Here is a 26,100-nt window from a genome sequence, read left to right on the forward strand (position 1 = left end):
TTCACCCATATCAAGAGTTCAACGACACGAATTCGGAGGAAGGCGCGTCCATGACCGACCCAGGCCCGGCGGCGACCGACCCGCTCGCCGCGGACGACGAGCAGGCCGATCCGCGACTGGCGCGCTCACGCAACCGGTTGCTCGACGCGGCCACCCATCTGCTGTCCACCGGCGGTGTCGAGGCGGTCACCGTCGAGGCGGTCACCCGCGTGTCGAAGGTCGCCCGCGCCACCCTCTACCGGCACTTCGGCAGCACCACCCAGCTGCTCGCGGCGACTTTCGAACGACTACTTCCCCAGGTCGACACACCGACCGGCACCGGGCCCGTGCGTGAGCGGCTCCTGGCGCTGCTCGCCAGCCAGGCCGACCTCATCGAACAGGCTCCGGTGCAGATGACCACCCTGGCCTGGCTGGCGATGGGTTCCATCGGCGAGGACCACCCCGACCCGGCCGCGGTCACCTCGCTGCGCGCGCGCGTCATCGAGCAGTACCGCCACCCGTTCGACCAGATCCTCACCAGTCCCGAGGCCCGCGCGATGCTCGGCGAGCTCGACACCACCTTCGCCATCATCGAACTCCTCGGCCCGATCGTGTTCGCCCGTCTCACCGGATTACGCAGCATCGACCACGACGACTGCACCCGGCTCGTCGACAACTTCCTCACCGCCCACCGAACACCCACGCCAGCAGACACCGCTATCGACATCGCCACGCCGTAACCACGGGCCCCGGTTCCGCGCGGTCAGAACAAGGTGTCGCGCACCCGCAGCGGCCGGTAGCCCGTCGGGCCGAGGGCGGCGAGTTCGGCGTCGATGTCGACTTCGATCGCGCCGAAGAAGTTGATGTTGGCGCTGTGCGCCGGGCTGATGTGGGCCAGGACCTCGTCATCGATACGCTGCCCGGTCCGGCGCATCTGCTCGACAGCGAACCCGTAATACTCTGTGGTCCAGGCGATCACAGCGTTGGTCGTCAAGGTCAGGCACCAGGCCTGCTCGGTCTGGTCCTCGAGGTGGCGCGCCCGGATCATCCCCTCATGGGCATAGAGCAGGTCGCGGCGCAGCGCGTGCAGCGACTCGCCCTTGTTGAGCTGCCGCGAGATCTTGCGCCGGTAGTCCGGATCGGAGAGGTATCTCGCGGCGTAAATGGTGCGCCGCAGCGCCCCGTACTCCTTGAGCGCCGCGGCCAGGGTGTTCTGCCGCCCCGACGCCGACAGCTTGCCGACCAACAGCGACGCGGTGGCGTGCCCGAACTTCAGCGATCCGGCCAACCGCAGCAGATCGTCCCAGTGCTCGGCGATCAAACCCAGGTTGGCCTTGCGGGTCATCAGCGGGCCCGCGTGCGGGAACCGGGCCTCGGCCTCGGCGCGCGGGCCCGGCCGGTACAGGGTGATCCGCCCCAGATCCCGGATCCGTGGCGAGAGCTGCATCCCGAGCAGGTCGAACAACCCGAAGTTGACCAGGGTGACCCCGTGGGTGTCGGTGGCGTGCTCGGTGATCGGCAGATCGGTGGCGTTGCCCAGGATCTCATCGAGCACGTAGTGGGCTTCGCGTTTGGTCGCCACGATGACCTTGGTGCCGTAGGTGGCGTGGGTGTCGCTGACATGGGTGTAGGTCGACAGGCCCTCGCTGGCGAAATAGCGGCTCAACGGCCGCGCCGTGGTCGACTTACCGCGCGTCGGGAAACGCTGCCCGTCGCTCGACGACAGTGTTCCGGCGCCGAACACCGCGGTCAGCGGCAGCCGCTGGTGGTAGCCGACCAGTACCAGGTTGGCCGCGCGCAGGGTCTCCTCGCGCACATACCACTCGTCGGTCCAGGCCAGGATGTCGTAGGTGATTCCGCACGCCTCGGCCATCCGGGTCAACCCCAGGTTCGTCGAGTGCGCCAGCAGTACCGCGATCAGGTTGCGTTTGAGCTCCGGCGTCCGGGTGGCCTGACCGCCGGCGTGGGTGAAGCAGTCCAGGTAGCCGGTGCGTTTGTCCAGCTCGATCAGCAGCGACACGATCGGCGCGAACGGCAGCATTTCGGTCAGCTCGGCCTTGAGCGTGATCGCCTCGGCGGGAACATCTTCCGCGCTCAGCGGCGAGATCACCAGATCCCCGCCCTCGTCCAGCCGGACCGGGCCGTCCCCGCCGGCCAGCACCTCCTCCAGCTCACCGAGAGCGTCGTGCAGTTCGGCGACCACGGTGGCCAGCGCGACGCCGGGATCGGCGGATCGCCCGACCAGGCCGCAGAACTCAACGCGTTGCGGTTCCCACTGCCCGGTGGTGAGCAGGTAGGCGGCCGGGTCGGCGTAACGGCGCGAGCCCGGCACGAACACATCCCCGCTGCGCAACCCGTCACGCAATCCGAGCAGCACACACAACTCCCAGTAGTGCCGATACGCGGTCGCGCTGCCGGATTTGCGGGCCTCGTCGAGGTAGCCGCGCCACTTCATCGGCACGAACCCGGTCGGGGCGTCATCGAAGACCTTGCGCCGCCCGGTCGCGTTCAACTCGCGCAGCATGTTCACCGCGATCAGCAACTCGGTCGCGGCGGTACCGCCGCAGAAGCGCACCGCTTCGAGCACCGCGGGGGTGAACTGACGCAGGTAGTTGTAGGAGGAATCCAACGCCGCCAGATGCCCGTGATCACGCGGCAACCTGGGCTTGGCCTGGGCGATCGCCGCGCGCAGGCGCTCCCACCCGATCTTCTCGCCGCGGATCAGCGCACCGATCTCCTCATCCGGAACGCCGGGGTCGGTGACGATTTCCAACAGATCGTCCAGCAGCGCCTGACGGTCCTCTCCAGTCTTTCCTCGTTCGGCCAGCCGCTGCTGCATCTTCCGTTCGGCAGCACCGAATTTCACCGAGATCGCCTGATCGAACAACGCCACGACCTCATCGAGGACATCGGTGCCGGACTGGGCCAGCACCGTGAGCAGGATCGGATACCGGCGTTGCGGATCCCGACGTTGCAGCGCTTGCGGACTCAGGCGCCGGCCCATCGTGGCCAAAAACCGGCGCCGCTCGGCGGGCAGCACCGACATATCCAGCCGATCAGCGCCCAACCCGCGCAGGAAACCCAGCTTGTCGACCTCGGCGCGGACCGCGGCCGCCGAGGCCTCCACCGGCCCGGTCGACAGCCACCGCAACCGCGAGATCCCCAGCGAAGCGTCGGTGACAAGCAAGCCGTCCAACTCCGCGCACCGCGCCGCAGTGAACTCGTGAGCGAGCCGGTCATAGGTTTCGGTCTGGGCCTGGTGGCGGGCGTGGGCGACCCGCTCGACCACGGTGACCGGGCCTGGCCGGATCACCTTCGCCGAGATCAGATACTCACACGCCAGCCGGAACAGCAGAGTCGGGGAATCGTGCTCCATCGCCCGCGCGAGCAGGAACTCATCGAGCTCCTTGAACTCGAGCGCACCGACCGCACGCCATCCCAGGTACCGCGCGGCCAGGCGCACATGTTCGGTGCGGGTCTTGGCTCGCCTGCCGTAGGCACCGATCACCACCGGATCCAACCGCAACTGCTCGGCGACACGAGCCACCGCCACCGGCGGAGCCGTGACCAGCCGATCCGGCACGAATCCCAGCCACGGCAGCGTACACAACGCGATCGCCAAGCCCAGCCGCTCGGCTGGGCCCCGGCCCCGGCCCGGATCCACGAACGCCAGATCCGCAGGCGTCAGCGTGAAGTACCGGAACAGCTCCTCGCGGCTGATCTCCGGGAATCCCCGCAGTCGTTCCAACTCCTCGTCCGCGAACATCCGCGTCGCCACGACCCCAGCCTCCACCAGCACCGACCAACATCATCATCGGCAGTCAAGCACCAACCAGTCGACAGCGCATGCCGAACTCGAAACCCCGTGCCCACCAGTCGGATACGCCAAATCCGCCCGATTTCCGGCGGATGCTACGGCTACCCCGAACCGGATCCCAGATCGGTTCGGCGCGTCTTTTCGCCGTGTTGACCACGCTGCGGGCGTGGCGGGGCGTGACGGTGTCGATGATCTGCCCATCGACGAAAACGTCTCCATTCCAATGGAAATGGTTGGCCAGATCCGCCGGGGCCTTGGTGACCCGGGACCCGACGATGAACTTCAGGCCGACGGCGTCGAGGTCTGCGAGGTTGCCGGCAGAGAGCATGCCGGCGTCGGCGGCGACGACCATCTCGACCCCGGCGATGTCGTGTCGGGCCTGGAACTGGCGGATGATGGGCACGATTGTGTGAGTTTCGGCCTTGTTGCCTTCAAAGCAGCCGATCTCCAGTGGGAAACCGGTCCGGTCCACGAGCAGGCCGACGACGATCTGCGGGTCGACCCGGCGTTCTTTCGAGTACCCGACCTTGCGGAGCTCGTCTTCCTTCTCAGCTTCGAAATGCAGGGTGTTGGGTGGACCCGGGGCGCGGTGGCGGCATTGCTGCTGCTCCGTTTCCCCGGGCCTCCCGCCGAACCCGCCGTGCGCCTTTCAACGCAACGGGCTCTCCACGACGATGGTGCCGGTCAGGCAGCCATGATCGGGTCGTAGGGACTGGGGATCTTCGTCCCGCGGTACCAGTAGCGTTCGATCCGCACTCGAGTGGGATCGAACAGGACCGCATCCGAGGTCGCGATGGGTCTCCAACTGCCGTCGGAACGGCGGAGCCATCGTTTGACCTTGGACCAGTTCCAACGACGCTGCTCGCGCTGCCAGGCCACGAACCTTCGCCAGGTGAAATACCGGAGGAAGGAAAACCGTCGCCCGGCCAGCGCGTGGCGGAAATAGTAGGTCCAGCCACGCAGTGCCGCGTTGACCTCGACGATCACAGCCGTCAGGGGCCGAGGAGACCGGCGTGGGGTCAACTGGCGGATGGTCTGCTTGATCGATCGAAACGCCTTGTCGGCGATGAAGGTCATGCAGTACCACTTTCCGCCTCCTCGTCGTTGCCTCCACTGGAGGTGGAAGCCGAGGAAGTCGATCCCATGCTCGAGGTGCGTGATGCGGGTTTTGGTCTCGGACAAACGGAGTCCGATCCCGCCGAGCACCTCGGTGACTTGTTCTTTCAAGGCGAGTACGTCATCTCTGCTGCCGTTGGTCATGATGACGAAATCGTCCGCGTAGCGCACGATCCGCCAGTTGCCCATCCCGCTACGCACCCGTTTGCGACGAGCCCACTGCGTGGCCTGATCGCCACCGGGTTGCCACGGAGCCATGATCGCCTCGTCCAGAGCGGACAACGCGATGTTGGCCAGCAGCGGTGAAATGATCCCGCCCTGAGGCGTTCCCGCATCGGTGCCGCCCTGGCGGCCGAGCTCATCGAGCACCCCGGCCTTGAGGAACGCCCGCACCAATGCGACGGTCTTCTTGTCCGTGATCCGTGCCCGCACCCGTGCGAGTAATGCCCGGTGATCGATGTGGTCGAAACATCCTTCGATGTCCGCGTCCAGCACCCACCGGTACCCGCGTTGGGCGTAGTAATGGATCTCGGCGACCGCATCGTGGGCTCGCCGCTTCGGCCGGAAACCGTATGAGACCGGCAGAAAGTCGGCCTCGAAGATCGGTTCCAGCACCATCTTCAACGACTGTTGCACGACCCGGTCGGTCACGGTGGGGATCCCCAACGGGCGGGACTTGCCGCCCGGTTTGGGGATGAGCACCCGCCGCACCGGCGCGGGCCGATACGTGCCGTCCTCGATGCTTGCGGCGATCCCGGACAAGAACGCCTGGACCTCGCCGCGCTGTTCGATCCGGTGCACTGTCGCACCGTCGATCCCAGCAGTGCGAGCTCCTTTGTTGCGTGCCACCACCGACCAGGCCATCCGAAGATAGTCCGGGTGGGACACGAGGTTGAACAAGTCCCCGAACCGCGCACTGCGGTCGGTCTTGGCCCACCGGTGATACTTGATCTGCGTCCGCGCTACCCGATCCCGGGCGATATCCGCCCGAGGCCCGGCGCCGGAGTTCACCGACGCGTCTTGCGCCATCGCAGTACCTCCTATCCATTGTCGCTGCCGCCCTTCCCGATGTGTCCGGCTCTCCCGGACTCGCAGTACTACGGCGGCTCCGCCAGCTCCCGGATCGGTCGGTGGACGACGCACCCAGCCACCCCGCAGCACCGGCTGCACCACGGTCGTGGCAGATCCGAGAACCTTCCCGTGTTCACTCGCTGTTCGCTCACCGAAGGAGGCACCCGGCTATCTGCCTGCGGCACCCACCGGCGACTACTCCGTAGTCCTTCGCCGCCGGCCCCGCCCGGGAAAAGTAACTCGTCCCCCGGACGGTCTGCCTGCCCGTCACTCCGGCAGACAGCTCACCGCGCCCGCCCCAAATCCGCAGGGTTAGAGGCGGTTATACGTCAAGACAGGTGATGACACCGGTTCCTCGCGTATACCTCTTCGGCATCGCTCGCCGCGCCCACGTCATCCAGCGGTGCTGACGCGACACGGCTTTGTCAGGGCTGCTCCCACCCTCCCGGGCGTCTCCCCGGTCAGGCTGCCCCCAGCTTCATAGACTCCTGGCTACGGCCAGGCTCAAGGCAAAGGTCTCTCACCTCCGCTCGAACAGCAAGCGCCTCACGGCGCACGGTCACGTCGTAGAGCACCAGGGACAGGCCCCCGGTCGCCGCGGCATGCTCGAAACACCTTGTCGCGACCCGATCCCGGTAATCACTTGTGGCACATCGTTTCAATGCATTCGCGTAGGTGTTGCGGTGAACCGGGGTCAGGCCGATCTCGCCGACCACCCTGGCCGTGTCACTCATCGAGGTCGGCTCCACGATTCGGGCAAGGACCAACTGGAAGAAAGCCTCGTCGCCGAGGACGTCGAACCCGAGCCGGTGCCAGGCGGTCTCGACCGCCTCGATCAGCCAGCGCGAGCGCTTCGCGGTGATCAGCGACGGTCCCTTCCCGGAGTTGCCGGGCACATCCAGTCCCAGATCGAGTTCTTCCTGGCCGGCGTGGAGCTTGCCACGGGCCAGCTGCATCAACGCGGCCAACTCGCTGTCGGTGTGGGCCGAACCGACATGCTCGACAATCGTCCGGCGACCGCCCTGCTTGACCGCGATCTGCACCGCCGTCGCTCCCGACGCGGTCCGAACTTTGCGAATGTACGCCGCCACCCGCCAGATCCTACCGACCGTTTAGTGCCCCAAATCGACAACCCGCGATCCCGCTACCAGCGGAAATGCTCGGAGAACCCGGGAATCCTCCTCAACTTGTGCAAGTCAGGTGGCGTCACCGTCGAACGGGTTCTGTCCGATAACGGTAGCTGCTACCGCTCGACACTGTGGAAGCAAACCTGCACCGAGCTGGGAATCAAGGCGAAGCGCACCCGCCCCTACCGGCCACAGACGAACGGCAAGATCGAACGTTTCCACCGCACTATGGCCGCTGAATGGGCGTTTGCCCGGCACTACCCGTCAGAACAGGCCCGACGGACGGCGTTGCCGGGATGGCTGCACACCTACAATCACCACCGGCAACACTCCGCGATCGGCAGGAACGTTCCCTTCAGCCGCTTGACCAACGTCCCTGGGCAGTACACCTAGTACGAGGGGCCCATCCGCGCCGCCCGTTGCCCATAGACCGCTACCTCTCCGCACGGTATCCCGAAATAGTTCACGCTCAAGACACCCTCACAGGCTGTCGACTATTCGAAGACGGGGCCTTCTGCCCGGGGTCGTTGCATCTCGAAGAAATATGGATATGAAAGACAATTCACGACGGCGTCAAAAAGCTTTCCTGACTCCTCAGGGTCCGGGATACGCGAGAGAGCAGGGCCGAAGAAGGATTCTCCATTGATTCTGATCGTCGGCGCACCTGATGCCGATTCCGTTTCGTCACTACGGCGCATGTGCGATTCTCGAATAGCGGCATCGTAGTCGCGGGACGTTGCGGCACGTAGGAGGTCGGCGTCGAGGCCGCATTCGTGCAGCGACTCGGCGATGATCTTGTCCGCGGATACCGCGGAGTGGTCCCGATGGATCTTCTCGCCTAAGGCGGCGTAGAGCCTTCGAACCGCATCAGATCCTTCTCGTTCACCTGCAGCCATAAGAACGCGCAGATAGGGCCAAGAACCATCAACGATCGACTGCACTTTGCCGGGAAGAACCTTCCCTTCATTCAGAACCGCGAGACTCATTACGTGAAATGACAAGTCGATATCTCGAACAGACGCGACATTAGTAATCCAGCGAGAAGTCACCCAGCACCACGGACTCACAGGGTCAAACCAGAATTGGACACGGTCAGTCATCGATTTCCCTTACATATCAAGAGTCAAGATCGTTCGGTTGATTGCAGCGAAGTAGACTGGTGCAGCCACGTTTGCGTTGTTAGCACGCGACCTTTGCAGCTTGGATATCGCGCGCAAGCAGGTAGTGGTTGATACTGATCGCCGCGGTGGCGCCTTGGCTGGCGGCATTCACGATCTGGGCTGACGAGCTAATAACATTACCTGCCGCCCACACGCCATCGATGATGGTCCGCCCCTCCGAATCAACTTCAACCCAATCCGTCGCGCCCGAGGTGCAACCCAGTACGCGTAGCAGCTTGTCATTCGGAACAAATTTGGGGCCGATAAATACCGCTTGCCGCGAAAATGAGCGCCCATCTTCCATGGTGACGGCCAGGACACCATCGGGAGCACACGGTGCGATTTGCGACACTTTTCCAAGCTCGACCTTCACTCCCCACGCGTTGAGATTGGCCGCTTCGTCAGGAGTTAGTTCGATTGCGTTTGGAAAGAAGATAACGTCATCCGACCATAGTCGGATGAGTGATGCTTGATGCAGCGTAAACGGCCTATTCTCGCCGCCGACAACAGCGATGGGTTGATCAGATAGCTCGAAGCCATGGCAATACGGGCAATGGATAACATCAATCCCCCACCTCTCAGCCACACCCTGCAGTTCTGGAAGTACATCGGTAAGACCCGTTGCCACCAGAACCGCCCGAGCGCGGATGACCCGTCCATCATTCAGCTCAACCTCGAATGCGTCGTCGGGTGCTCTGGATATTGAGTCCACTCCGGCGTACATAATTTCTCCACCGTACCGAACAACGTCTGTCGCGCCAACATTGACGATATCTGCTGGAGAAAATCCGTCGCGAGTGAGTAGTCCATGCGAATGAGCGGAGGGGGCATTACGCTGCCGCCCCTCATCGATTAGAGTTACCTTCCTTCTCGCCCTCGCCAATAGCAGCGCCGCACTCAACCCGGCAGCGCCGCCGCCGACGATAACCGCATCACGCATGATCCCAACCTCTTTCATTAGCGGGGGCACTCTCCTCGGCCTTCATTTGACGACTGGCGAGCTACTCGCCCAACTACGCAGTGCAATCAAATCGGGATCATCGTCATCTACGGCAGGCCTGATCGGCAGAGAGCCTTCGTAGATGATTCCGCGGTAACCATCTACAGTGACCATTCGACCAGAGAGAGCGTCAACTGTGCCCTCACCGCATCCAACAACGCAGGGGACGGACATCTCGCGGCACACAACTGCGGCATGCGAAGTTGAACCACCATGCTCAGTCACCACTCCGTTCGACATCGACATCATGTGAACGTCGTTGGGGTCAGTAGTCGGACGGGTCAGCACGAACCCCGCGCTGGTGCTGGCAATAGGTTGCTCCGTCTCAATTGTCTGGGGGACAGCGACGCCCACGCCAAACCCCGGCGAGGCCGGCGTGCCCCTCGCAAGGATTACCGCGCCGGTCGTCTCGAGCCAAGGCTTCCGTACCGCCGCGATCTGGTCAGCGGTGACACGAGCGACAGCGGTAGCTGTACTGATGATGCCATCGTTGGCGAGCCCTACGGCATGCCGAACAGCGGCCTCCGGCGATATCTTTGCCGTCCGGGTCTGCAACAACCAGAGTTCCCCCGACTCGACCGTGAACTCGATGTCTTGGACCTCTTTCCGGTCGGCCTCTAAGGTCCGCGAAGCGCCACTCAACTGCTCATAGACTGAGGGAAGCTCGCGTCGCAATTCCTCGAGAGGGCGTGCGCTTCGGCGGCCTGAGACGACATCCTCACCTTGCGCATTCCCCAACCACTCACCGTATAGCTGCGGGCCTCCGTCTAGCGGGTTCCTTGTGAAGAGCACACCTGTTCCCGAACGGCTTCCGCGGTTGCCGAAAACCATGGATTGGATCGTGACTGAGGTGCCGGCAAGATCCGTTAAGCCACGCCTGCGCCGGTAGTCCACGGCACGCGCAGAAGACCACGATCCGACTACGGCATCCACCGACATCCGCAGCTGCTTCCAAGGATCAGTAGGCGCGGGTTGACCGGTACTCTTACGGAACTGATCGTTGAAGCGCCGTACGACATCGGCTGCGAAGTCCAGGCTCGCATCCGAGAGCGCGTCCTCGACTTCGTTAGTGATTCCGACGTTGAGAATCGTGTCCATCATCCCCGGCATGCTGAGCGCCGCACCTGATCGGACAGCGAGCAGGAGTGGGTTCGGGCCGGACCCAAATGTGCGCCCGGTGAGTTCCTCAAGCTCGTGCACAAGCGCGACCACGCGCTGCCACACCCCGTCGACTGACCGCATCTGAGTTGTCACGACAAATGCGGGCGGCACCGGCAGGCCGAGTCGGACCATGCGGTCGATGCCATATGCCTTGTTACCCAACATCTCTCGACCCAGACCGGTGTTACCGTCCAGGAGTACCGCACCGGTCATACAGCACGCCCCGCTTTGGCCTCGTCAGTGCGAGTCCGGCCGGCTAGGCCGATGAGCTCTTCGTGGAATTCAAACCAGACAGTGTGGAAACTATCGATGAGAGGCCCGGCAAGCCAGCGATGATCTCCTGCCTGGATTCGTGTTAAGGCTGCGTCGAGTCGAACGAGGTATGGATGGAGCCGAGGCGCCAGTTCGACGAATTCCCCCAACAGAGGCAATGAGGTGGCGTGAAGGTCCTCCAGCCGCAAGATCACTGCAGCGTCATACTGCTTGTCTTCATGACTGTTGGGGGCCAATCCATCTGTCAGCTGCCAATTAGTAACAATTTGTTTGAGTTCAGTGTTGTACACATCAAAACTCTTGTATAGGTTGAGGATACGCGACTGATCGATACGCGTCCGCTCTTGCCTGAGCAGATCCGTTAGCCTGTCCCGCCCAGCCGCCGTGAGCGAGTACCTTCCGTCTGTCTCACCGCACAGTCCGCGCGCGACGAGGGCCGCAATCACGGTATCCGCATCATCCGCGATTGCAGCTACTACGTCGTGCAACATTGGGCGGCCTTTTAGTCGAATCGCTTGCAGGACGCACAGGTCCATCGCGTCCGACGAATGCTCCAGCTGCAACGCCAACTGAGCACGCTTGAGCTTCCCGATACCCGTCTTCGGGATATAGGACTTCTCCATTGCCCTGACTTCCTTCACAGTCAAACCAAACAATTTCAACACATGGCGGCGAATTTCATCCGCCTCAGCGGCGACCGCTCCACGTGAACGCGGACAGTAGACGATTGTCAATTCGGCGGCGACCAGGCAGACGACCGTGAAAGATGGCTCGACGAATTGAAGCTCTTCAACGGCTGCCTCGATCTCGTGTCCATAGAACGCGACTCCATCAGACTCAATGATGTCGTCGACCCGACCAGTTACAGTCAACTGCCCGTCCACGATGAATGCCAGATCTCCAGTCTTGAACCAGCCATCGGAGGTAAAGGAGAGTTTGTTCTGGCGATCGTTACCGAAGTAGCCTGAGCTGACGGGGTCGCCGGCGACCTGGAGTCGGCCTATTTCCCGTTCACCCACCATTGTTCCGGATTCGTCGACAATTCTCACGCGGACGCCGGGGTGTGGGCGGCCCAAGGGAGTGAATCTCTCGAAGTCGCCAATTGGTCCTGGGACAAACACGGTGTCGACGACCCCTGAGGAGGTCTCGGACATCCCCCATCCGGGGTGAATCGCCGTTGGCGGAAGCCCAAATGGTGCGAGAACATCGAGAAACTGCTGAGCGACGCGAGGCTTTACGGGTTCGCCCCCGTTCATGATGTACTTCAACTGTGTCAGGTCCCACGAACGCTGGCGGACTTCCACTCGGCGGCCTACCACCAGCCCAAATGCGAAGTTCGACGCCCATGTAGTGTCACAACGGTGTTCGCTGATGACGTCCAGCCAACGTAGCGGATCGTCAAGCACCCATCGCATGTCCGCATGCACCTGATGGCAGGCTAGGAATACGTCGCGGATGTGGAACATCACCAGGCCACCGACATGGTCGAGTGGCATCCAGTTGAATGTGCGGTTCCGCTTGGTCAAGTCTCGCGCCCGGGCCGTCCCCTCACATCGACTAACGATGTTGTGGTGCGTCAGGCTTACTGCCTTCGGTAGCCCCGTGCTACCAGAAGTCAGCAACAATGCGGCGGGTTCCGATGGAGATGAAATAGCGAATTCGGTCTCCAGCCTATCTGAGCGAACAGCGCCAACGTTCGTGATCGACCAATCCGTATCTACGATCTTCAGAACGGACTCAAGAAGACCTTTTGATGACAGGCCGCTATTCTCGGGCGGATTGGCGCTCGCGGGAACAGGGACCATCCCGCCGAGCTGACACGCCCAGAATGTCGCCAATAGATCACGGGGCTCACGTATTTGGAGCACCACTCTGTCGAGTTCCTTGATTCCTCTGAATCGTAGACCACTCAGAATTCTACGCGCGTCGTCCAGGAGGTCAGAATACGAATAGCGCTCGATCTCGCCATTCGGGGCGATATGCACAATTTGGCCCGCGTCGGGCATCGCCGCAGCCCTGAAGAGAAGGCTGGGCAAGGAGGGATAGGCCAGTGGGCCGATAGGCTCGCCTACAAGTTCAGCGCTGGTCACGTGCGAGGTCTCAATCATGGCCAGTGGCCTTCTGCCGCTGCGAGGATGAGCGTTCGAGTCCGAGGACAAGGGGAAACTCCGGCGTACCACCGAGGAGATGTGCTCCACAGGACTGGATTACCTTGTCCTGTGCCATCACGTGCTGGCACATGGTCTCGAGATCCCTCAGCCACCGGTCCATAGGCGAGGGCTTGTAGATCGACGTCGAAGCAAGCAGATCGTATAGCCGCCGAACGATGTCCCTCGCCGTCCGAAATGCGTTTGTTCGTGCCAGCGCGGTGGCGATACGTTCATCCGGGCTCAGATCCGCAAGAACCGCGCCGGCCTCGAGCCGGTTCCACCGCTCCTCAAGCGTGCTGTAGACACCGTGACGCATTGAGATGTACTGCATCTCGCAGTGGCCGAGCGAATACTGAATCCGGTAGTCGTCCGCCCACCGACGGCCCGTCGCACTGTTGACCTTCTCTGCCGCGATCTCACGGAAGTAGTCCAACGCGGCACGCGCAACCCCCAACGCAACGCCCGGCATCTTTCGCATTAGTGCGTCCGATGCTCCAAGTGCACCAGCTCGAGTTGGGTCAGTGAGACTGAATGTGTGTGCCTCTGGGACGAAGGCACTATCGATCTTGTAATCGACACTACCGCTTCCCGACAGCCCGGTTGAGTGCCAGTTCTCAATCGGTGAGACTTCGTCGGGTGGTACGAGGAAGATCCGCCAGGTGGGGCTTCCATCCTCGTCTAGCATCGGAGTACCGTCTGGATCAAAGACGAATGCCCCCGAAGCAGTCCAGTCAGCGTGGTGCAGTCCGCTAGCCATTCTCCATTCGCCAGTGAGTCGATAGCCTCCTGAAACCCGCTCCGCCCGCCCGGCAGGTAGAAGCATGCCGGCCACGACAACGTCCAGATTTGTGAACATCTCGTCAACGGCGGCGTCAGACAACTGATACATGCCTGCATCCATGCCGACCATTGCACACCAGCCAGTCGAGGCATCCCCGTATGAAATCGTTTCAACGATCTGAATCTGCTGCACGGAGTTCAAACCCGGACCTCCGAATTTTTCCGGAAATCCCATGCGGAAGATCCCCGCAGCTCTCAGTTTCTCTACGATATTCGCCGGAAGTCGATTTGATTCCTCAATCTCCTCGGATCGCCTTCGCAGTTCTGGCACCATGCCGTGCGCCGCCGACATTATTTCGTCAAATGTGTTCGGAACTGCGTGATCGCCTGGTTTCACGTCCGAACGATTCTGAAGAGTGGTCATACTGTGATGCCCTTCGTGTCGTGCCTATGAATAACCTCAACGGTCCCAGTATTGCCATTGACCAAAACCCGGTCACCCGTACGAAGTGCACGCGTTCCGTTCGACGTCCCGACGACGCACGGAACCCCGATCTCACGCGCAACTACCGCGGCATGGCTGAGGAGCCCACCGATGTCCACAACGAGCGCAGAGGAGAGGAAGAGCGCCGACGCCCAGCTCGGGTCAGTGCTCTCGCACACTACGATCTCGCCGGGCTCGATGTCCGCACCTGCCGGATCAGTGACAACACGTACTGTGCCCTCCGCTACGCCCCCGCTCGCACCGATTCCGCGAACCGCAGAATCAGCCGTCACTGGTGGCGCGGCTGAGATTGGAACCGGAGTTCCTTGCCAATGTGAGGGAAGGACCGCGGATTCGAACTGCGCGCGCTGTGCGCGGCGTTCTTCGACGAGGCCTTGGAAGTCCGAGCTTGTGGAAGCGTGTTGGAGCTCGTCTGCGGTGAGGTAGAAGACATCCTCGGGCGAGGCGAGCACGCCGCGTTCAGCGAGGTGTCCGCCCATCGCACGGGCCGTGCCTCGAGCAACATCCAGTGCTTGCAGGAAGGCTGCTTTTGCGACCCCCCGCAATGGGATACGCGAGACCGCAGCATTCAACAGCATCCGTGCATACCCTCGCTGGGTTCGCGGCAACGTGCCGATCAGTGCCCGCTCGGCATCCTTGCGCGCGAGCTGCCGGCTGTGTGCTCCTGCTCGCGGATCTTCGTCGACCGTCGCGTATCGCCTCGCAAGACGCAAAACCGGCTCAGGATCCTCCCGCCAGACAGTGCTAGAAACCTCTCCTTCAAGTGGGCCGTGGTATCCGTGACGCCTGATGAATTCGTCCATCGTAATCTCTCCGTGAGCGAGCCTCCAGAGATCCACGATCATGGTGGTCTCCACGTGTGATCCTTGACCTGCAAGAATCGTGTTCGCGGTCTGGTCGTCTAGGTTCACCTGTTCGAAGAGGTGCAGAAGCCGGTCGTAGACTCCCTGGACAGCTACGAACAAGCCCGCTGCCTGAATGCGGAGCATCTCTGTGAAGATGCCTCGTGCTACTCCGAACTGGTAATTCGCTTCGGCGAAATCGAGCGTGGCTACCCGACCTATTTCCTTCTGCCACCAGGGAAACACCGGGTCGGTTCGACGGAGAATGTCATTCTTAACTGTCGCCTGTGTATATATTGTTTTGACAGCCACAATCGGTAGTCTTCGGTAGGAGTTCTTGGTCGGGATTCCGTCAGGAAGCTCCCCCAGAAACTGCCGCGCAATCGCATCAGGTTGAGCACCAGGCAGGTGAGCACCCATTCGACAGAAGAAGTTCACGTTCAATGCGCCTCGGCCGTGGAACACCGAGATCAACCGGTCCTCGACTTTCTCAGGTACCCGGACCTCCCGTCTCGGCAACGCGCCAATACGTGCGTAAGCATCTCGAATTCCCACCTCCACCGATGGTCCACATAGAGACCAGCTAAGAGGAGTTACTACTCCGGGGAAGGCTTCTCCGACATTAGTCGTACTCCAAAACGTTCCGGGCCCAGATTTCGCGTGAAGTGCACTATTCGGCGGTTCGACATTCAGCAACGCCAGACATCCTTTTCTAGACGATCCCGAGTACTAAGGGGTTCTCTGGACGCCCCCCGATCAAGTAGGCGCCGGCCGACTGAATGATCTGATCCTGGGCCATGAAATGCTGGCACATGGTCTCGAGATCCCTCAGCCACCGGTCCATAGGCGAGGGCTTGTAGATCGACGTCGAAGCAAGCAGATCGTATAGCCGCCGAACGATGTCCCTCGCCGTCCGAAATGCGTTTGTTCGTGCCAGCGCGGTGGCGATACGTTCATCCGGGCTCAGATCCGCAAGAACCGCGCCGGCCTCGAGCCGGTTCCACCGCTCCTCAAGCGTGCTGTAGACACCGTGACGCATTGAGATGTACTGCATCTCGCAGTGGCCGAGCGAATACTGAATCCGGTAGTCGTCCGCCCACCGACGGCCCGTCGCACTGTTGACCTTCTCTGCCGCGATCTCACGGAAGTAGTCCAACGCGGCACGCGCAACCCCCAATGGCACGCCCGGCATCTTGCGCATCTGCAGATCCGCCGTGGACAGCGGCCCTGACTCCGCATTGGGTTCCCGGAAGGAGAACGTCGCGTACCCGGGTACAAAGACTTGGTCAACCGAGAAGTCCATGCTCGATGTCCCCGCCAGTCCGGTGGAGTACCAGTTGTCGGCCAACGAGACATCTTCTGGACGGAGCATTAGTACGCGCCACTCCGGACGCCCGTCCGAGTGTCGGTTGATCTCCCCATTCTCAGTGATGTGGGCACCTGCGAAAACCCAGTCGGCGTGGGAGATGCCGCTGCCGAAGGTCCACCGGCCACTCAGGATGAAGCCGTCGTCGACCCGTTCCGCCTGACCTCGTGGTGCGAGCATCCCGGCCGCAGAGACGTCGAGCGACGGAAACATGCGGCTCACCGCATCATCCCGCAGGTAGTTGGCGAACAGCCCCGAGTCGATCCCGACCATCGCGCACCAACCGATTGACGCATCAGCATATGACAGTTCGGCAAGGACTTCGGTTTGTTGCGCGGCAGTAAGGCCGGGTCCACCGTGTTCTTGTTCAAATCCCATCCTGAACACGCCAGCACTTCTCACAAGCTCCACTACTTCACGCGGAAGACGCCTGGTCTGTTCTATCTCTTGCGAGTAGCTGCGTAGAGTAGGTCGGAGCTCGGAAACCGCGTTATATATGTCGGAAAACGTGTTCGGCGTGGACAACACTTCAGGCTCGAGGCTCATTCGGTGATGCCCAGAGCGAAAGGAAAGCCCGGCTCTCCGCCGAGGAAGTGTGCACCGGCGGATTGCACAATGACGTCCTGCGCCATTACGTGCTGGCACATGGTGGTGAGATCTCGCATGCTCCGGTCGAGAAGCGAAGGCTTATAGATGGAGGCAGTAGCGAGCAAATCGTAGAGTCGGCGCACGATTGACAGAGACTCCCTGAATGCCTTTAGCGCAATCAGAACCGACCCCACGCGCTCGTCCGGGGTCAAATCAGGATAGGCAGCATCCCCTTTGAGCAATTGCCACTTGTGTTCCAAACTGCCGTAAACGGCGTGGCGGATGGTGAGGTAGTCCATCTCGCACTGACCAAGAACAAACTGGGCCCGGTAGTGGTCCTTCCATGCCTGTCCAGTCTGGCTATTCGTCTTTTCGGAAATTACGGCACGCGCGTAGTCCAACGCGGCACGTGCCGTGCCGAGCGGCACTCCCGGCATCTTCCGCATCAGAGCATCCGGCGCAGATAGTGGACCAGAGCGGCTCTTCGGGCGGCTAAAGTTGAAAACGTGCTGCTCGGGGACAAATACTCCGTTCACTTCGTAGTGAATACTCCCACTACCTGCGAGACCAGTGCTGTTCCACGTGTCGATCATCTTGACGTCCTCGGGCGCGAGAACGGCGACAATCCAATTCGGGTTTCCGGTCGGGTTGATATCGACTCGGCCGTCAGTACATGTCAGCGCTCCCGCTGAAATGCGATCGGCATGAGTGATACCGCTTCCCATGCTGTACCTTCCGGTGAGCATGTAGCCGCCAGGCACACGCTCCGCGCGCCCATTCGGCTGAACCATGCCGCCAGTGATGGTGTCGGGAGTTGGGAATAGCTCTCGGACCGCGTCCGGCGTCAGGTACGCCGAGTACAGGCCACTGTCCATTCCGATCATTCCGCACCAGCCCACCGATGCATCGGCGCGGGCTAGCTCCTCCAGTACCCGTGTCTGCTCCATCGACGTCAGATTCGGGCCTCCGAACTCCGCACTGAATCCCATGCGGAATACGCCCGCCGCGCGGAGCATCTCGACGATATCTGCTGGTAGCCGCCGGGCCTCTTCGATCTCGATAGACCGTGCGCGCAAGGAGGGAGCAAGCCCTTGGACGGCACTTAGAATTTCAGCTGCAGTGTTCGGCACACAGCCAACCTCTCGGATTTCAGTGCTGGTCACTGATCGAACTCCTTCTGTACTGAGTCTGGGTTGAACTTGGAATAGCTGACTAGCCTCCACCGCAATGGGATGGCGTCGCGTGTGTACACCACGCGCTCTACCTGGAAAAGGACCTTTCGTTGCGCTCCCGGTGCCTCTCGGTCTTTCCAATCAACCTCTGCTGTTCCGGATATCTGGAGCATGTGTCCGCTTTCCCAGTCGAGAAAGCAGACCCCGCTACGATCGTTGAGCTCCAGGTTGCCGAACGTCATGTAGAACGAGTTGCCGACGTAGTCGGGCCAGCTGAGCCTGTCGACATCTGCCGTCACGAAGCCGGGCGCTCCCCCCCGATGGCTTACGTCCGCCCCGTGACGCGGTGAGTGGGTCGCGACAAAGAAGGTATCGGCAGCCTCGATCCATCGTTGCTGGGCCGCGGACAAGGATGTGCCTACCTCAACACTCGGCTCGCACGGCTGCTCGTCGACTATTTCGCGCGTCTGAATGTACTTCGGACAGTTTCGTAAGACCTGTTCGGTTCGCAGGACCAGCGATTGCCCGGATCGGTGCATGACGCCGTTGACGCGGATGCGTCGGACCTGCGATGTATCGAGCGCCAGAGTGCCTACGGGCTGGTTCAACGCATAGGCACCATGGAGCGGATCTCCAACTGCGAGTGAAGCATTGAAAACGATTGTTCTGTCGTCAATCGAATCCGCGAAACCTGAAGGACCGGTCAGCATCGAGGCCCAAACATCACCATCCGTGTCAGGACCACCAATCACAATCATGCGCTGCCTTCGTATGAAGTCAGCAACTCCAGATCCCAACGTCGGCCCGAACATCGGTGACCCTCGATCCGGTCCGCCCTCGCCAACCCTCCTCTGGACAGCTTGCTCGCCCTCATGGACCGCCTTCGTAGGCCTCATTCGTCGAGGAGATCCGGCTGCTCGTGAACGATCTCTTCCCACAACACCTGAAATGCGAACTCCGCGAGGTCCCTGTCTCCGAAACCCGCCTTCGCGAGCTCAGCCTGCTCTCCACTCATGACCTCCATCGGTCCGGCAGCGCGGGCCAGCAGTTGGACCTTGGCGCAGCTTTCGAACGTAAAGAACCAGTGAACAGCTTCCTCCAACGACCTTCCCGCGGTGAGGAGTCCATGGTGACGCAAGAGAATGGCGTTGCGTTCACCGAGCGCATCGGCAATGTCGCGACCATGCTCGACGCTCACGGCCGGCCCGTTGTAGGCGCTGTAGAACGATTGGTTGTCGTAAAAGGCGGCGGACTCCTGGTCTACGGGCTCGAGCATGAGGCCGAGGGCTCCCAGCGCGCGACTACTTACCGTGTGCCCGTGCGCGATACCATCGAATCCCCGCTTATGGATCTCGGAATGGACGGCGAATGCGCTCGGGTTCACCGAGTGGTCGCCACCAGCGACCACGACGCCGTCCGCATCCACACAGATGAGGTCGCCAACCGTCACCCGACTGAACGGAATCCCAAAGGGGTTGACCCAGAAGCGATCCCGCTCCCCGGGGTCCCGAACAGATATATGCCCTGATATACCCTCAGCGAACCCGTACTTCCCGAACAGTCGCATTGCGCCAGCGAGTCGACACTTTCTTTGTGCGCGCTCATCTTCTATTGAATCAAATCGGTGTGTAGCCGGTATCGGCAGACCCGTAGCCGTGTCCGCTAGATGCGCCGACGATGTCCCCCTGCTATGACGCATGACTTCGCTTTCCTTCGTGCTTCTCCGAATGACGCGCGACGATATCACCCAGAATGTCTCGACATCTGTCGACTATCGACGTGATACCGAAGGTGAAAAAGAATGTCCCTGCCGCTATATCGCCGAGCGCGTATACGCCAGGTATATGGCTGCTCTCCCCTCCCCTTCGAACACCATTGCACAAACTACTTCCGAACTGCACGCAAAGCCCACCATCTTGGTGCGGGACTGCGAGACCCTCGTCGTACAGAGACTCGACTAGACGCTTAGCTTGCGGGGGAATACGGTGCGCGGGTGCAGCGACCCCGTTAATTACGTGGTCGACGAAGTATCCGGTTCCACCAGCGGATATCAGGTAGCCTCCGGATGCCGGCTCTACCGATTCAATCCGGTCGACTACATCCAGCCGACCGGATGCCATCAGCCCCAGGAGAGCCTGCGCACTGCTGGGCGGCATTGGGCAGCACAGACTCATGAACATTCGCTTGTAGCGACCTAGAATCTTCTGCCGCAAGTCGTCGGCTAGCAGGGGCCATAGATCCGGGCCTGCCATCGGCAGGGCCTTTTGCAGAATTCTCATCGCGATCTTCGATGATTCAACCGCTTCCAGTTGTCGCCGCAACCTCTGAGCGATAGGCTCGTGGGCCACTGCCGCAACTTCGCCGATTACTTCAAACAAGTCGGCATGCATGTCTGAGAGCTCATGATCGATTAGATCCACGATCTGCGAAAACGAGATACCGCCGGTCCCGTGCGCGAGCGAGTGAATACTGGCTGCCAGAAGATGTGTGGGCTCGAAATCGATTGGTTGCTGACGTACCGCTGGCAACGCTCCGGAACGGGAGACCATCGACACCCGGCCTTGGTGGCCAATCGCATCGAGTCCAAGTACAACGTCGACGGCCGTCAGGCCGCTCCCTAGAACCGCCACCGAATCGTCCGAACCGATCACCGACAAACTCTCACGGAGCGGAAATGGATCGCTAATGAAGCGATGCTCACCGGCAAGGCCGTAGCAGTCACTCGGCGGCCCTCCGCCCACCGCGAGGATGGTGTGATCAACCGGTTTGTGCAGCCCATCGTCGGTATAGAGCACAAGTTCTCGCCCCACACGAAACGCGCCTACCACCGCTTGGTGCACGATCTCAACCTGCCAGCCGATCCTGCGGAGCTCAGCAATGTCTGTCTCCGCCGTTGCTGCAAGGTAGTCGCCGTAGACGCCGCGTGGAAGAAATTCTGCGCAATTGCCTTGTGCTCTCAACCACCGCTGAAAGTGTGCGTCGTCCCCGAGTCGGACAGACATGTCATCTGCTCGCGAGTTGAGCCGAACCGAGACCAGATCATCCCGATACGGTCTCCCCCTCCATAACCGATCTGCCGGATCAAAGATGGTCAAGCTTCCAGGCGCCTCATTGGACTGCACCAGCGCGTCAATGAAGCAGACTGCCGATGCCCCTCCGCCAACTAGGCCTATCTTCATCATTTCCCCCCCGAATACATTTCCGCGACGCGGACTTACAGCATTTGAAGGCGCCTACTCGGCAGCCTCGGCGATGGACTTGATGTTCCGAAGGGTCGACCGCATAGCTCGCGCGAGCTGATCCTCCCTCTCTGCGAGGTGTTGTCCAGGATCTTCCACAGTTTCGAGCAACGCCCTGAAGAAGACGCTTATCGTGTGCATCGAATGAGTCTGTGTGAGGACACACCCGGCACCTTTCGGCTCGATCCTGAAACTCCAGGTCATGTCACCTAGTTGAGAGCTCTCACCGAACTCGCTGTCCTCACCCGGACCTCCCACGCGGAATCGCATGACAGAGAAGGAGAATTCCGCCGGGCGGCTCGCCTTGATAACTTCGGATTCACTTGTCCAACGCATCCCATGGTCGTCGTTGTACCCGAGGAAACGAGATCCAACCTGCGCTTCGGGCCAGGTTGCCCATTCCCCCCCGGTGCACTCGGGTGACCATTCGTTCGTGCGAGTGATGTCACTGACAAGGTCATAGACATCCTCAGGCGCGGCATCTATCAACATTGACTCGCTAATTACCCACGTCGTGGAGAGAAGTTCTTCCGACAGCATCAAGCAGCGTCCTTTCCGAGATGATCCAGGAGATGATTTAGCGATGAGTGACGGTACGCGCGACACATTGGTTTTGCTCACTGAGTTGAATCGTCTACGTACGATTCCATAGTTTCAGCTAGGCAGACGAGTGCCTCCAACACCCTGCTTCGACAGTCCCCGAGGCCGGCAAACAGCTTTGCATGAGCGTCGAGTTCACGTGGGAACACATCATCGATCGTGACTTCTCCCGCGCCCGTCATGCTTATCAGGGCGGAGCGACGGTCGGACGGATTCTGTTCTCGCGCAATGAGCCCCCGCCTCTCAAGCTTTGCCAGCGCCTTGCTGACCCCAGCCCGGGACATTCCGAGGCGCTCAGCAAGCCGTATCGCCGTGATCGGCTCCTCCGCGTACCGCAGGGGAACCAGAAGCTCCACCTCGGCGGCAGTGAGTTCGGCCCCCTGGTAGATCGACTCGACAGAACGGTCGAGCACGGCCGAGATGCGCTTGACCTGGGCCACCACTTCCATCGCGGATGTGTCCAATCCAGAGTTGCGCTCGCCCCAGAGCTCGCGAGTGCGTGTACGAAGTGATTCCGCTGTCATCGCCACCAACTTTGTTAACCAGTGAACAAACTGGGACCAGTGTAGCGGGACCCGTCGGGTAGAGGAAGTGAACCCGGCTAAAGAACGTTGAGGCGCGGAGCCGACGCCCCATCGTCGGAACTCTACGTGCTGCAACGCGACTCGTCTGGTGCATCCAACCTTCCACGCGACGCGCTGTGGTAACTTGCACAGCGAGCAGCCGCCCGATGGCTACGGCCCCAGCACGCGTTCCACCAATCAGGCGTCACATCGCACGCCCCACTTGGGTGCGATCGATGGTCTGCGCGATGAAACGGCCTGCCTCAGCTCCGACGGGCGGCTCGGTTGCGGATGACGCGGGCTTCCGGAAGTTACTGTGCGACTGTAGAACCCGAGCGTGATATGAGTTACACGTGAACCTTATTGAGTTTCCAGAGGATTGGAACCGCGCCCTCGTTGTAGTCGCGCATCCAGACGATGTCGAGTATCCCGGCGCGTCGCCCATCGCGCGATGGACTTCGCAGGGCAAGGAGGTGTCCTACTTGCTGGCAAGCCGCGGCGAAGCGGGCCTCGATTCGATGTCTCCAGAGCAGTGCATGGAGTTGAGGATGCGAGAGCAGATCGACGCTGCCAGCGAGGTTGGAGTAGGTGACGTCGAGTTCCTCGACCATCCTGATGGGATGATCGAGTACGGACTGCGACTTCGAAAAGAGATCGCGCGCGTGATCCGACGCAAGAAGCCGGACTTTGTTCTTATCGGCAACCATCGGGAGATGAGCGGGAACGGCATGCTCAACATGGCCGACCATCGTGCCGTTGGCCAAGCGGCGATTGACGCGGTGCGAGACGCAGCTAACCGCTGGGTCTTCCGAGATCTTGATGAGGAGCCTTGGTCGGGTGTGAAGTACATGGCGTTGCTCGGGTCGCCAATCGCGACGCACGCGGTGGATAGTGAGGACTACTTCAATCAAGGGGTCCGTTCCTTACTTGCACATCGCACCTATCTCGCGACTCTCGGAACGACAAGCGAATCTGCGGAGTCAATGCTGCGGAAGTTCCATGAGGCAGTGGCGCCCGACTTCAACGGCAGACTAGGTGTTGCGCTAGAGATGCTCTAGACGGTATGGAGTGACGCACGACTTGTGACGAGTTCACTCCCGCTGGTTGGCGTCCCTCGGTTGGTGAGGATGTGCCGGCGCAGGGTCGATGTCAACGTCGTTCATGCTCGCTGCGCTACGCGTGCTGCATGTTGACATCGTCGGGGTGCGCCGGCGGGCCGGCGGTGATCGAGGGACGCCCGCCGTTGGCACCGCTCTTGCGGGCCGGGGCGCCACTCACAAGATTCGTGGGTTACCGAGCAGACGAACCTGCCTGTTCGGCCTATCCGACAATTGTGGGTGGCCCGGAGCGTACGAGCCGTAGGACTGGACGTGCACGCACGGTCGGTCGCGGCGGCAGCAATCGACAGCGTCACAGGCAGGTGTTCCAGACCCGGTTGACCCCGTCCTACGACCACATCCGATCCTGGATTTCTGGGTTGCCGGGACCGGCAGCGGCGGTCTACGAGGCCGGACCGACCGGGTTCGGGCTGTATCGGGCGTTGACGGGGTCAGGGATTCGGTGCGAGGTCGCCGCCCCGTCGAAGCTGCAGAAACCGTCCGGGGACCGAGTCAAGACCGATGCCCGCGACGCACTGCATCTGGCCCGGTTGCTGCGCCTCGACGAGATCTGCGCAGTGTCGACCCCGACCGCGGATCAGGAGGCTGCTCGAGACCTGGTGCGGGCCCGTGAAGACTGCCGCGGCGATCTCATGCGAAAGCGACATCGACTGTCGAACTGCTACTGCGGCATGGCATCGTCTACTTCGGCGGCGCTGCCTGGACCGGAGCTCGAACAAGCATTCGTCTGGAACGACGACACCACCTTGTCCGGCAGCCTCTACCCCGGACTAGCGAAGTTCTTCATGCCCGGCAACGGCCCTGTCGACACACGACTGGCGAGCTTCGCCGACCGGCTCCGTGCCGGGCTCGACGTGACCGCGATGTGGTCGACCGAGCGGGCCGAGCTCGCAAGTCTGGCGCAGCGTCTGATCGAGGAGGAGGCCGGCCGGTACTTCGCCTTCAAACTGCGTGAACACCGGTTGCCTGACCTGACCGAGACCCACGAAGAAGCGCTGCGCACGGCCACGAAGCGCGGCGCCCGTCTGTTTCCGCTCGGGCATCTGTACAGGATGGCGTGGACTTCGGCCCGCGATGCCTCCAGTGCCTATCAACGCCATACCGGGATGCCGAAAGAAAAGGCGATCACCCACGGACTCAACCAGTTCGAGGGGCGGGTCCAAGGGGCATCGGAAGATCCGGGCGCGCTGCCCGAACCGTTCGGGGAGGACAAGCACGCCGTTGGCCTCTCAGCGATCGCTCGCATCATCTTTCACACCCTTGTTGGGTCTGGATCCGATGCGCGCAGGCCCAGCCGAGATCGCCGATGCGCTGACCGGATCGCCTGAGGCCGAACTGCTCCGCCAAGGCGACGAGTCCATTCCCGACCGCACCGAATTGATGGCGTGGCTCCGGACCTCGACCGATCAATGGGACGGCAGTGAGTTCCGGATGATCCTCGGGGTTCTCGACCAGTGGACGCCGCATCTGTGCGCGCCGGGCTGCGCCCACGCACACATCGGCTCCATCGCCGGCGAATGTTCCCGCATCTACGACCGCATCGTCTCGCGCGTCGACGAGACCGATGCGGCCATCCTGACCGCTGAAGCTACCGCTATCGCCAATGTTGTCCACGAGGGGGTGCTCACCGCCGTAGTCGAAACACTGCAGGCACGCCGAGCACAGAGATCGGACGAACTGTGAGGCCGCCGCGGCCGGATCGTCGGCTACCGGTCGCGGTACGTCACGGACGTTGGGCGAGAACCGCGGAAACGTCGCTGTGCGCGGTGAAGTGGTCGAGGGCTTCGGGGCGGATCAGGCGCATGGCGAAGACCAGCTGACGACGCCGGGCCTCGGGTGCGTCGAGGATCGGTTCGTGATGGGCGACCCGATTACGGAACTCCCGTAGATCACCCAGGGTGTGGTGGATCTTTGCGCGGTTGGTGTTCGGCGGGAACGCCTTGTGCAGGTACGGCACCCACAGGGTCTTTTCGTGGATGTCGGAGGTCATGTAGGTCCAGAACCCGAACATCAGCTCGGCGACGATCTTGCCGGGGCTGGGGTGCTCGCCGGCTGCCCGACGGGCTTGGCCGATCTTGTTGATCGGGACACGGTTGGCGTCTTTGACCTTGCCGGTGCCGGGATCGATGCGCAGATGCTCGGGGAACAACCGCCGAGCGGTGGCCCTGTCCGTCCAATGCTTGTCGCCGGCGACGGTGGCGCCGACGAGCTGGGTGTCGTAGGCATTGCGCAGGGCGACTTCAAAGTGATTGAGGTTATGGAGGAAGGTCGCGCTGAGCTTGGCGTTCCACTCGTACAGCGCCAACGCCCGGGTGCGGTCACCGCCGGATTTGCGCACGTAGAGCGCGAATCGTTCGCTGCTGAGCCACTGCTCGATCCAGGCGTCACCGCTGGTTGCCAACCGTCCTCGTCCGCCGATACACTCGGGGCATCGTAAGCCGTCGATGACCGCTGGTTTATCCATGTCGCTTCG

General features: G+C 61.6%; 21 protein-coding genes and 3 pseudogenes. 6 read left to right on the top strand and 18 right to left on the bottom strand.

Translation table 11 applies throughout. The features are described from left to right. The first annotated feature begins 50 nt into the window (after positions 1-50). Complete coding sequence (locus tag KXC42_RS26430) at positions 51-719, top strand: TetR/AcrR family transcriptional regulator (protein WP_006554624.1); 669 nt, start codon at positions 51-53, stop codon at positions 717-719. Between the two features lie 23 nt (positions 720-742). On the opposite strand, the gene KXC42_RS26435 is transcribed toward KXC42_RS26430, so the two are convergent. The 4 genes and pseudogenes from KXC42_RS26435 to KXC42_RS26450 all read right to left on the bottom strand — a co-directional run bounded on the left by KXC42_RS26435 (position 743) and on the right by KXC42_RS26450 (position 7,074). Then, on the bottom strand, positions 743-3,757 hold the full coding sequence (locus tag KXC42_RS26435) for a Tn3 family transposase (RefSeq protein WP_219130629.1): 3,015 nt from the start codon (positions 3,755-3,757) through the stop codon (positions 743-745). A gap of 127 nt (positions 3,758-3,884) precedes the next feature. Next, positions 3,885-4,364 (bottom strand): annotated as a pseudogene (locus KXC42_RS26440) (IS1634 family transposase); the annotation flags it as partial. Between the two features lie 116 nt (positions 4,365-4,480). Continuing rightward, a complete protein-coding gene (ltrA, locus tag KXC42_RS26445) occupies positions 4,481-5,941 on the bottom strand; it encodes a group II intron reverse transcriptase/maturase (protein WP_219129438.1) in 1,461 nt (486 codons plus the stop codon). 503 nt (positions 5,942-6,444) lie between these two features. After that, a complete protein-coding gene (locus tag KXC42_RS26450) occupies positions 6,445-7,074 on the bottom strand; it encodes a hypothetical protein (RefSeq protein WP_257606258.1) in 630 nt (209 codons plus the stop codon). Positions 7,075-7,185: 111 nt separating this feature from the next. On the opposite strand from KXC42_RS26450, the pseudogene KXC42_RS26455 reads away from it, so the two are divergent. Then, a pseudogene (locus tag KXC42_RS26455) lies at positions 7,186-7,503 on the top strand (integrase core domain-containing protein); the annotation flags it as partial. A 101-nt stretch (positions 7,504-7,604) separates the two neighbouring features. Here KXC42_RS26455 and KXC42_RS26460 read toward each other — a convergent pair. The 13 genes from KXC42_RS26460 to KXC42_RS26520 all read right to left on the bottom strand — a co-directional run bounded on the left by KXC42_RS26460 (position 7,605) and on the right by KXC42_RS26520 (position 22,470). Continuing rightward, positions 7,605-8,210, bottom strand: coding sequence for a DsbA family protein (locus tag KXC42_RS26460; RefSeq protein ID WP_219130657.1), 606 nt, complete (start codon positions 8,208-8,210; stop codon positions 7,605-7,607). Positions 8,211-8,289: 79 nt separating this feature from the next. Further along, on the bottom strand, positions 8,290-9,210 hold the full coding sequence (locus KXC42_RS26465; protein ID WP_219130658.1) for an NAD(P)/FAD-dependent oxidoreductase: 921 nt from the start codon (positions 9,208-9,210) through the stop codon (positions 8,290-8,292). A gap of 42 nt (positions 9,211-9,252) precedes the next feature. Then, a complete protein-coding gene (locus tag KXC42_RS26470; RefSeq protein WP_219130659.1) occupies positions 9,253-10,644 on the bottom strand; it encodes a pyruvate, phosphate dikinase in 1,392 nt (463 codons plus the stop codon). Next, complete coding sequence (locus KXC42_RS26475; protein WP_219130660.1) at positions 10,641-12,812, bottom strand: AMP-binding protein; 2,172 nt, start codon at positions 12,810-12,812, stop codon at positions 10,641-10,643. Before KXC42_RS26475 ends, KXC42_RS26470 begins: the two co-directional genes overlap by 4 nt. Beyond that, positions 12,805-14,058 carry an acyl-CoA dehydrogenase family protein gene (locus KXC42_RS26480; protein ID WP_219130661.1) on the bottom strand — a complete coding sequence of 418 codons (1,254 nt, stop codon included), beginning with the start codon at positions 14,056-14,058 and terminating at the stop codon, positions 12,805-12,807. The genes KXC42_RS26475 and KXC42_RS26480 overlap by 8 nt, the downstream gene beginning before the upstream one ends. Further along, the gene (locus KXC42_RS26485; protein ID WP_257606259.1) at positions 14,055-15,293 is read right to left on the bottom strand and encodes a PEP-utilizing enzyme; all 1,239 of its coding nucleotides are present in this window, start codon (positions 15,291-15,293) and stop codon (positions 14,055-14,057) included. Before KXC42_RS26485 ends, KXC42_RS26480 begins: the two co-directional genes overlap by 4 nt. Before the next feature lie 400 nt (positions 15,294-15,693). Next, positions 15,694-16,893, bottom strand: coding sequence for an acyl-CoA dehydrogenase family protein (locus KXC42_RS26490; RefSeq protein WP_219130663.1), 1,200 nt, complete (start codon positions 16,891-16,893; stop codon positions 15,694-15,696). After that, complete coding sequence (locus KXC42_RS26495) at positions 16,890-18,098, bottom strand: acyl-CoA dehydrogenase family protein (RefSeq protein ID WP_219130664.1); 1,209 nt, start codon at positions 18,096-18,098, stop codon at positions 16,890-16,892. Before KXC42_RS26495 ends, KXC42_RS26490 begins: the two co-directional genes overlap by 4 nt. Next, complete coding sequence (locus KXC42_RS26500; protein ID WP_219130665.1) at positions 18,095-18,865, bottom strand: pyridoxamine 5'-phosphate oxidase family protein; 771 nt, start codon at positions 18,863-18,865, stop codon at positions 18,095-18,097. Before KXC42_RS26500 ends, KXC42_RS26495 begins: the two co-directional genes overlap by 4 nt. Positions 18,866-18,999: 134 nt before the next feature. Further along, positions 19,000-19,806: a class II aldolase/adducin family protein gene (locus tag KXC42_RS26505; RefSeq protein WP_219130666.1), complete on the bottom strand. Its 807-nt coding sequence runs from the start codon at positions 19,804-19,806 to the stop codon at positions 19,000-19,002. Further along, on the bottom strand, positions 19,796-21,289 hold the full coding sequence (locus KXC42_RS26510; protein WP_219130667.1) for an FAD/NAD(P)-binding protein: 1,494 nt from the start codon (positions 21,287-21,289) through the stop codon (positions 19,796-19,798). The genes KXC42_RS26505 and KXC42_RS26510 overlap by 11 nt, the downstream gene beginning before the upstream one ends. A 51-nt stretch (positions 21,290-21,340) precedes the next feature. Then, positions 21,341-21,886, bottom strand: coding sequence for an SRPBCC family protein (locus KXC42_RS26515; RefSeq protein WP_219130668.1), 546 nt, complete (start codon positions 21,884-21,886; stop codon positions 21,341-21,343). Positions 21,887-21,963: 77 nt separating this feature from the next. Beyond that, a complete protein-coding gene (locus KXC42_RS26520; RefSeq protein ID WP_219130669.1) occupies positions 21,964-22,470 on the bottom strand; it encodes a MarR family winged helix-turn-helix transcriptional regulator in 507 nt (168 codons plus the stop codon). A gap of 392 nt (positions 22,471-22,862) precedes the next feature. Between KXC42_RS26520 and KXC42_RS26525 the strand changes: the two genes are divergently transcribed. The 4 genes and pseudogenes from KXC42_RS26525 (at position 22,863) to KXC42_RS26540 (ending at position 25,310) form a co-directional block, all read left to right on the top strand. After that, on the top strand, positions 22,863-23,567 hold the full coding sequence (locus KXC42_RS26525) for a PIG-L deacetylase family protein (protein WP_219130670.1): 705 nt from the start codon (positions 22,863-22,865) through the stop codon (positions 23,565-23,567). A 312-nt stretch (positions 23,568-23,879) separates the two neighbouring features. Further along, positions 23,880-24,339: pseudogene (locus tag KXC42_RS26530) on the top strand (transposase); the annotation flags it as partial. A gap of 250 nt (positions 24,340-24,589) precedes the next feature. Continuing rightward, positions 24,590-24,955, top strand: a complete 366-nt coding sequence (locus tag KXC42_RS26535) for a hypothetical protein (protein ID WP_219130671.1) — start codon at positions 24,590-24,592, stop codon at positions 24,953-24,955. Next, positions 24,906-25,310, top strand: a complete 405-nt coding sequence (locus tag KXC42_RS26540) for a hypothetical protein (protein WP_219130672.1) — start codon at positions 24,906-24,908, stop codon at positions 25,308-25,310. The genes KXC42_RS26535 and KXC42_RS26540 overlap by 50 nt, the downstream gene beginning before the upstream one ends. Positions 25,311-25,350: 40 nt before the next feature. Here KXC42_RS26540 and KXC42_RS26545 read toward each other — a convergent pair whose 3' ends face one another. Beyond that, positions 25,351-26,028, bottom strand: coding sequence for an Abi family protein (locus KXC42_RS26545; RefSeq protein WP_219130673.1), 678 nt, complete (start codon positions 26,026-26,028; stop codon positions 25,351-25,353). Between the last annotated feature and the right edge of the window lie 72 nt (positions 26,029-26,100).

The sequence above is a fragment of the Rhodococcus sp. LW-XY12 genome (assembly GCF_019317345.1).
Taxonomy (GTDB): domain Bacteria; phylum Actinomycetota; class Actinomycetes; order Mycobacteriales; family Mycobacteriaceae; genus Rhodococcus; species Rhodococcus pyridinivorans.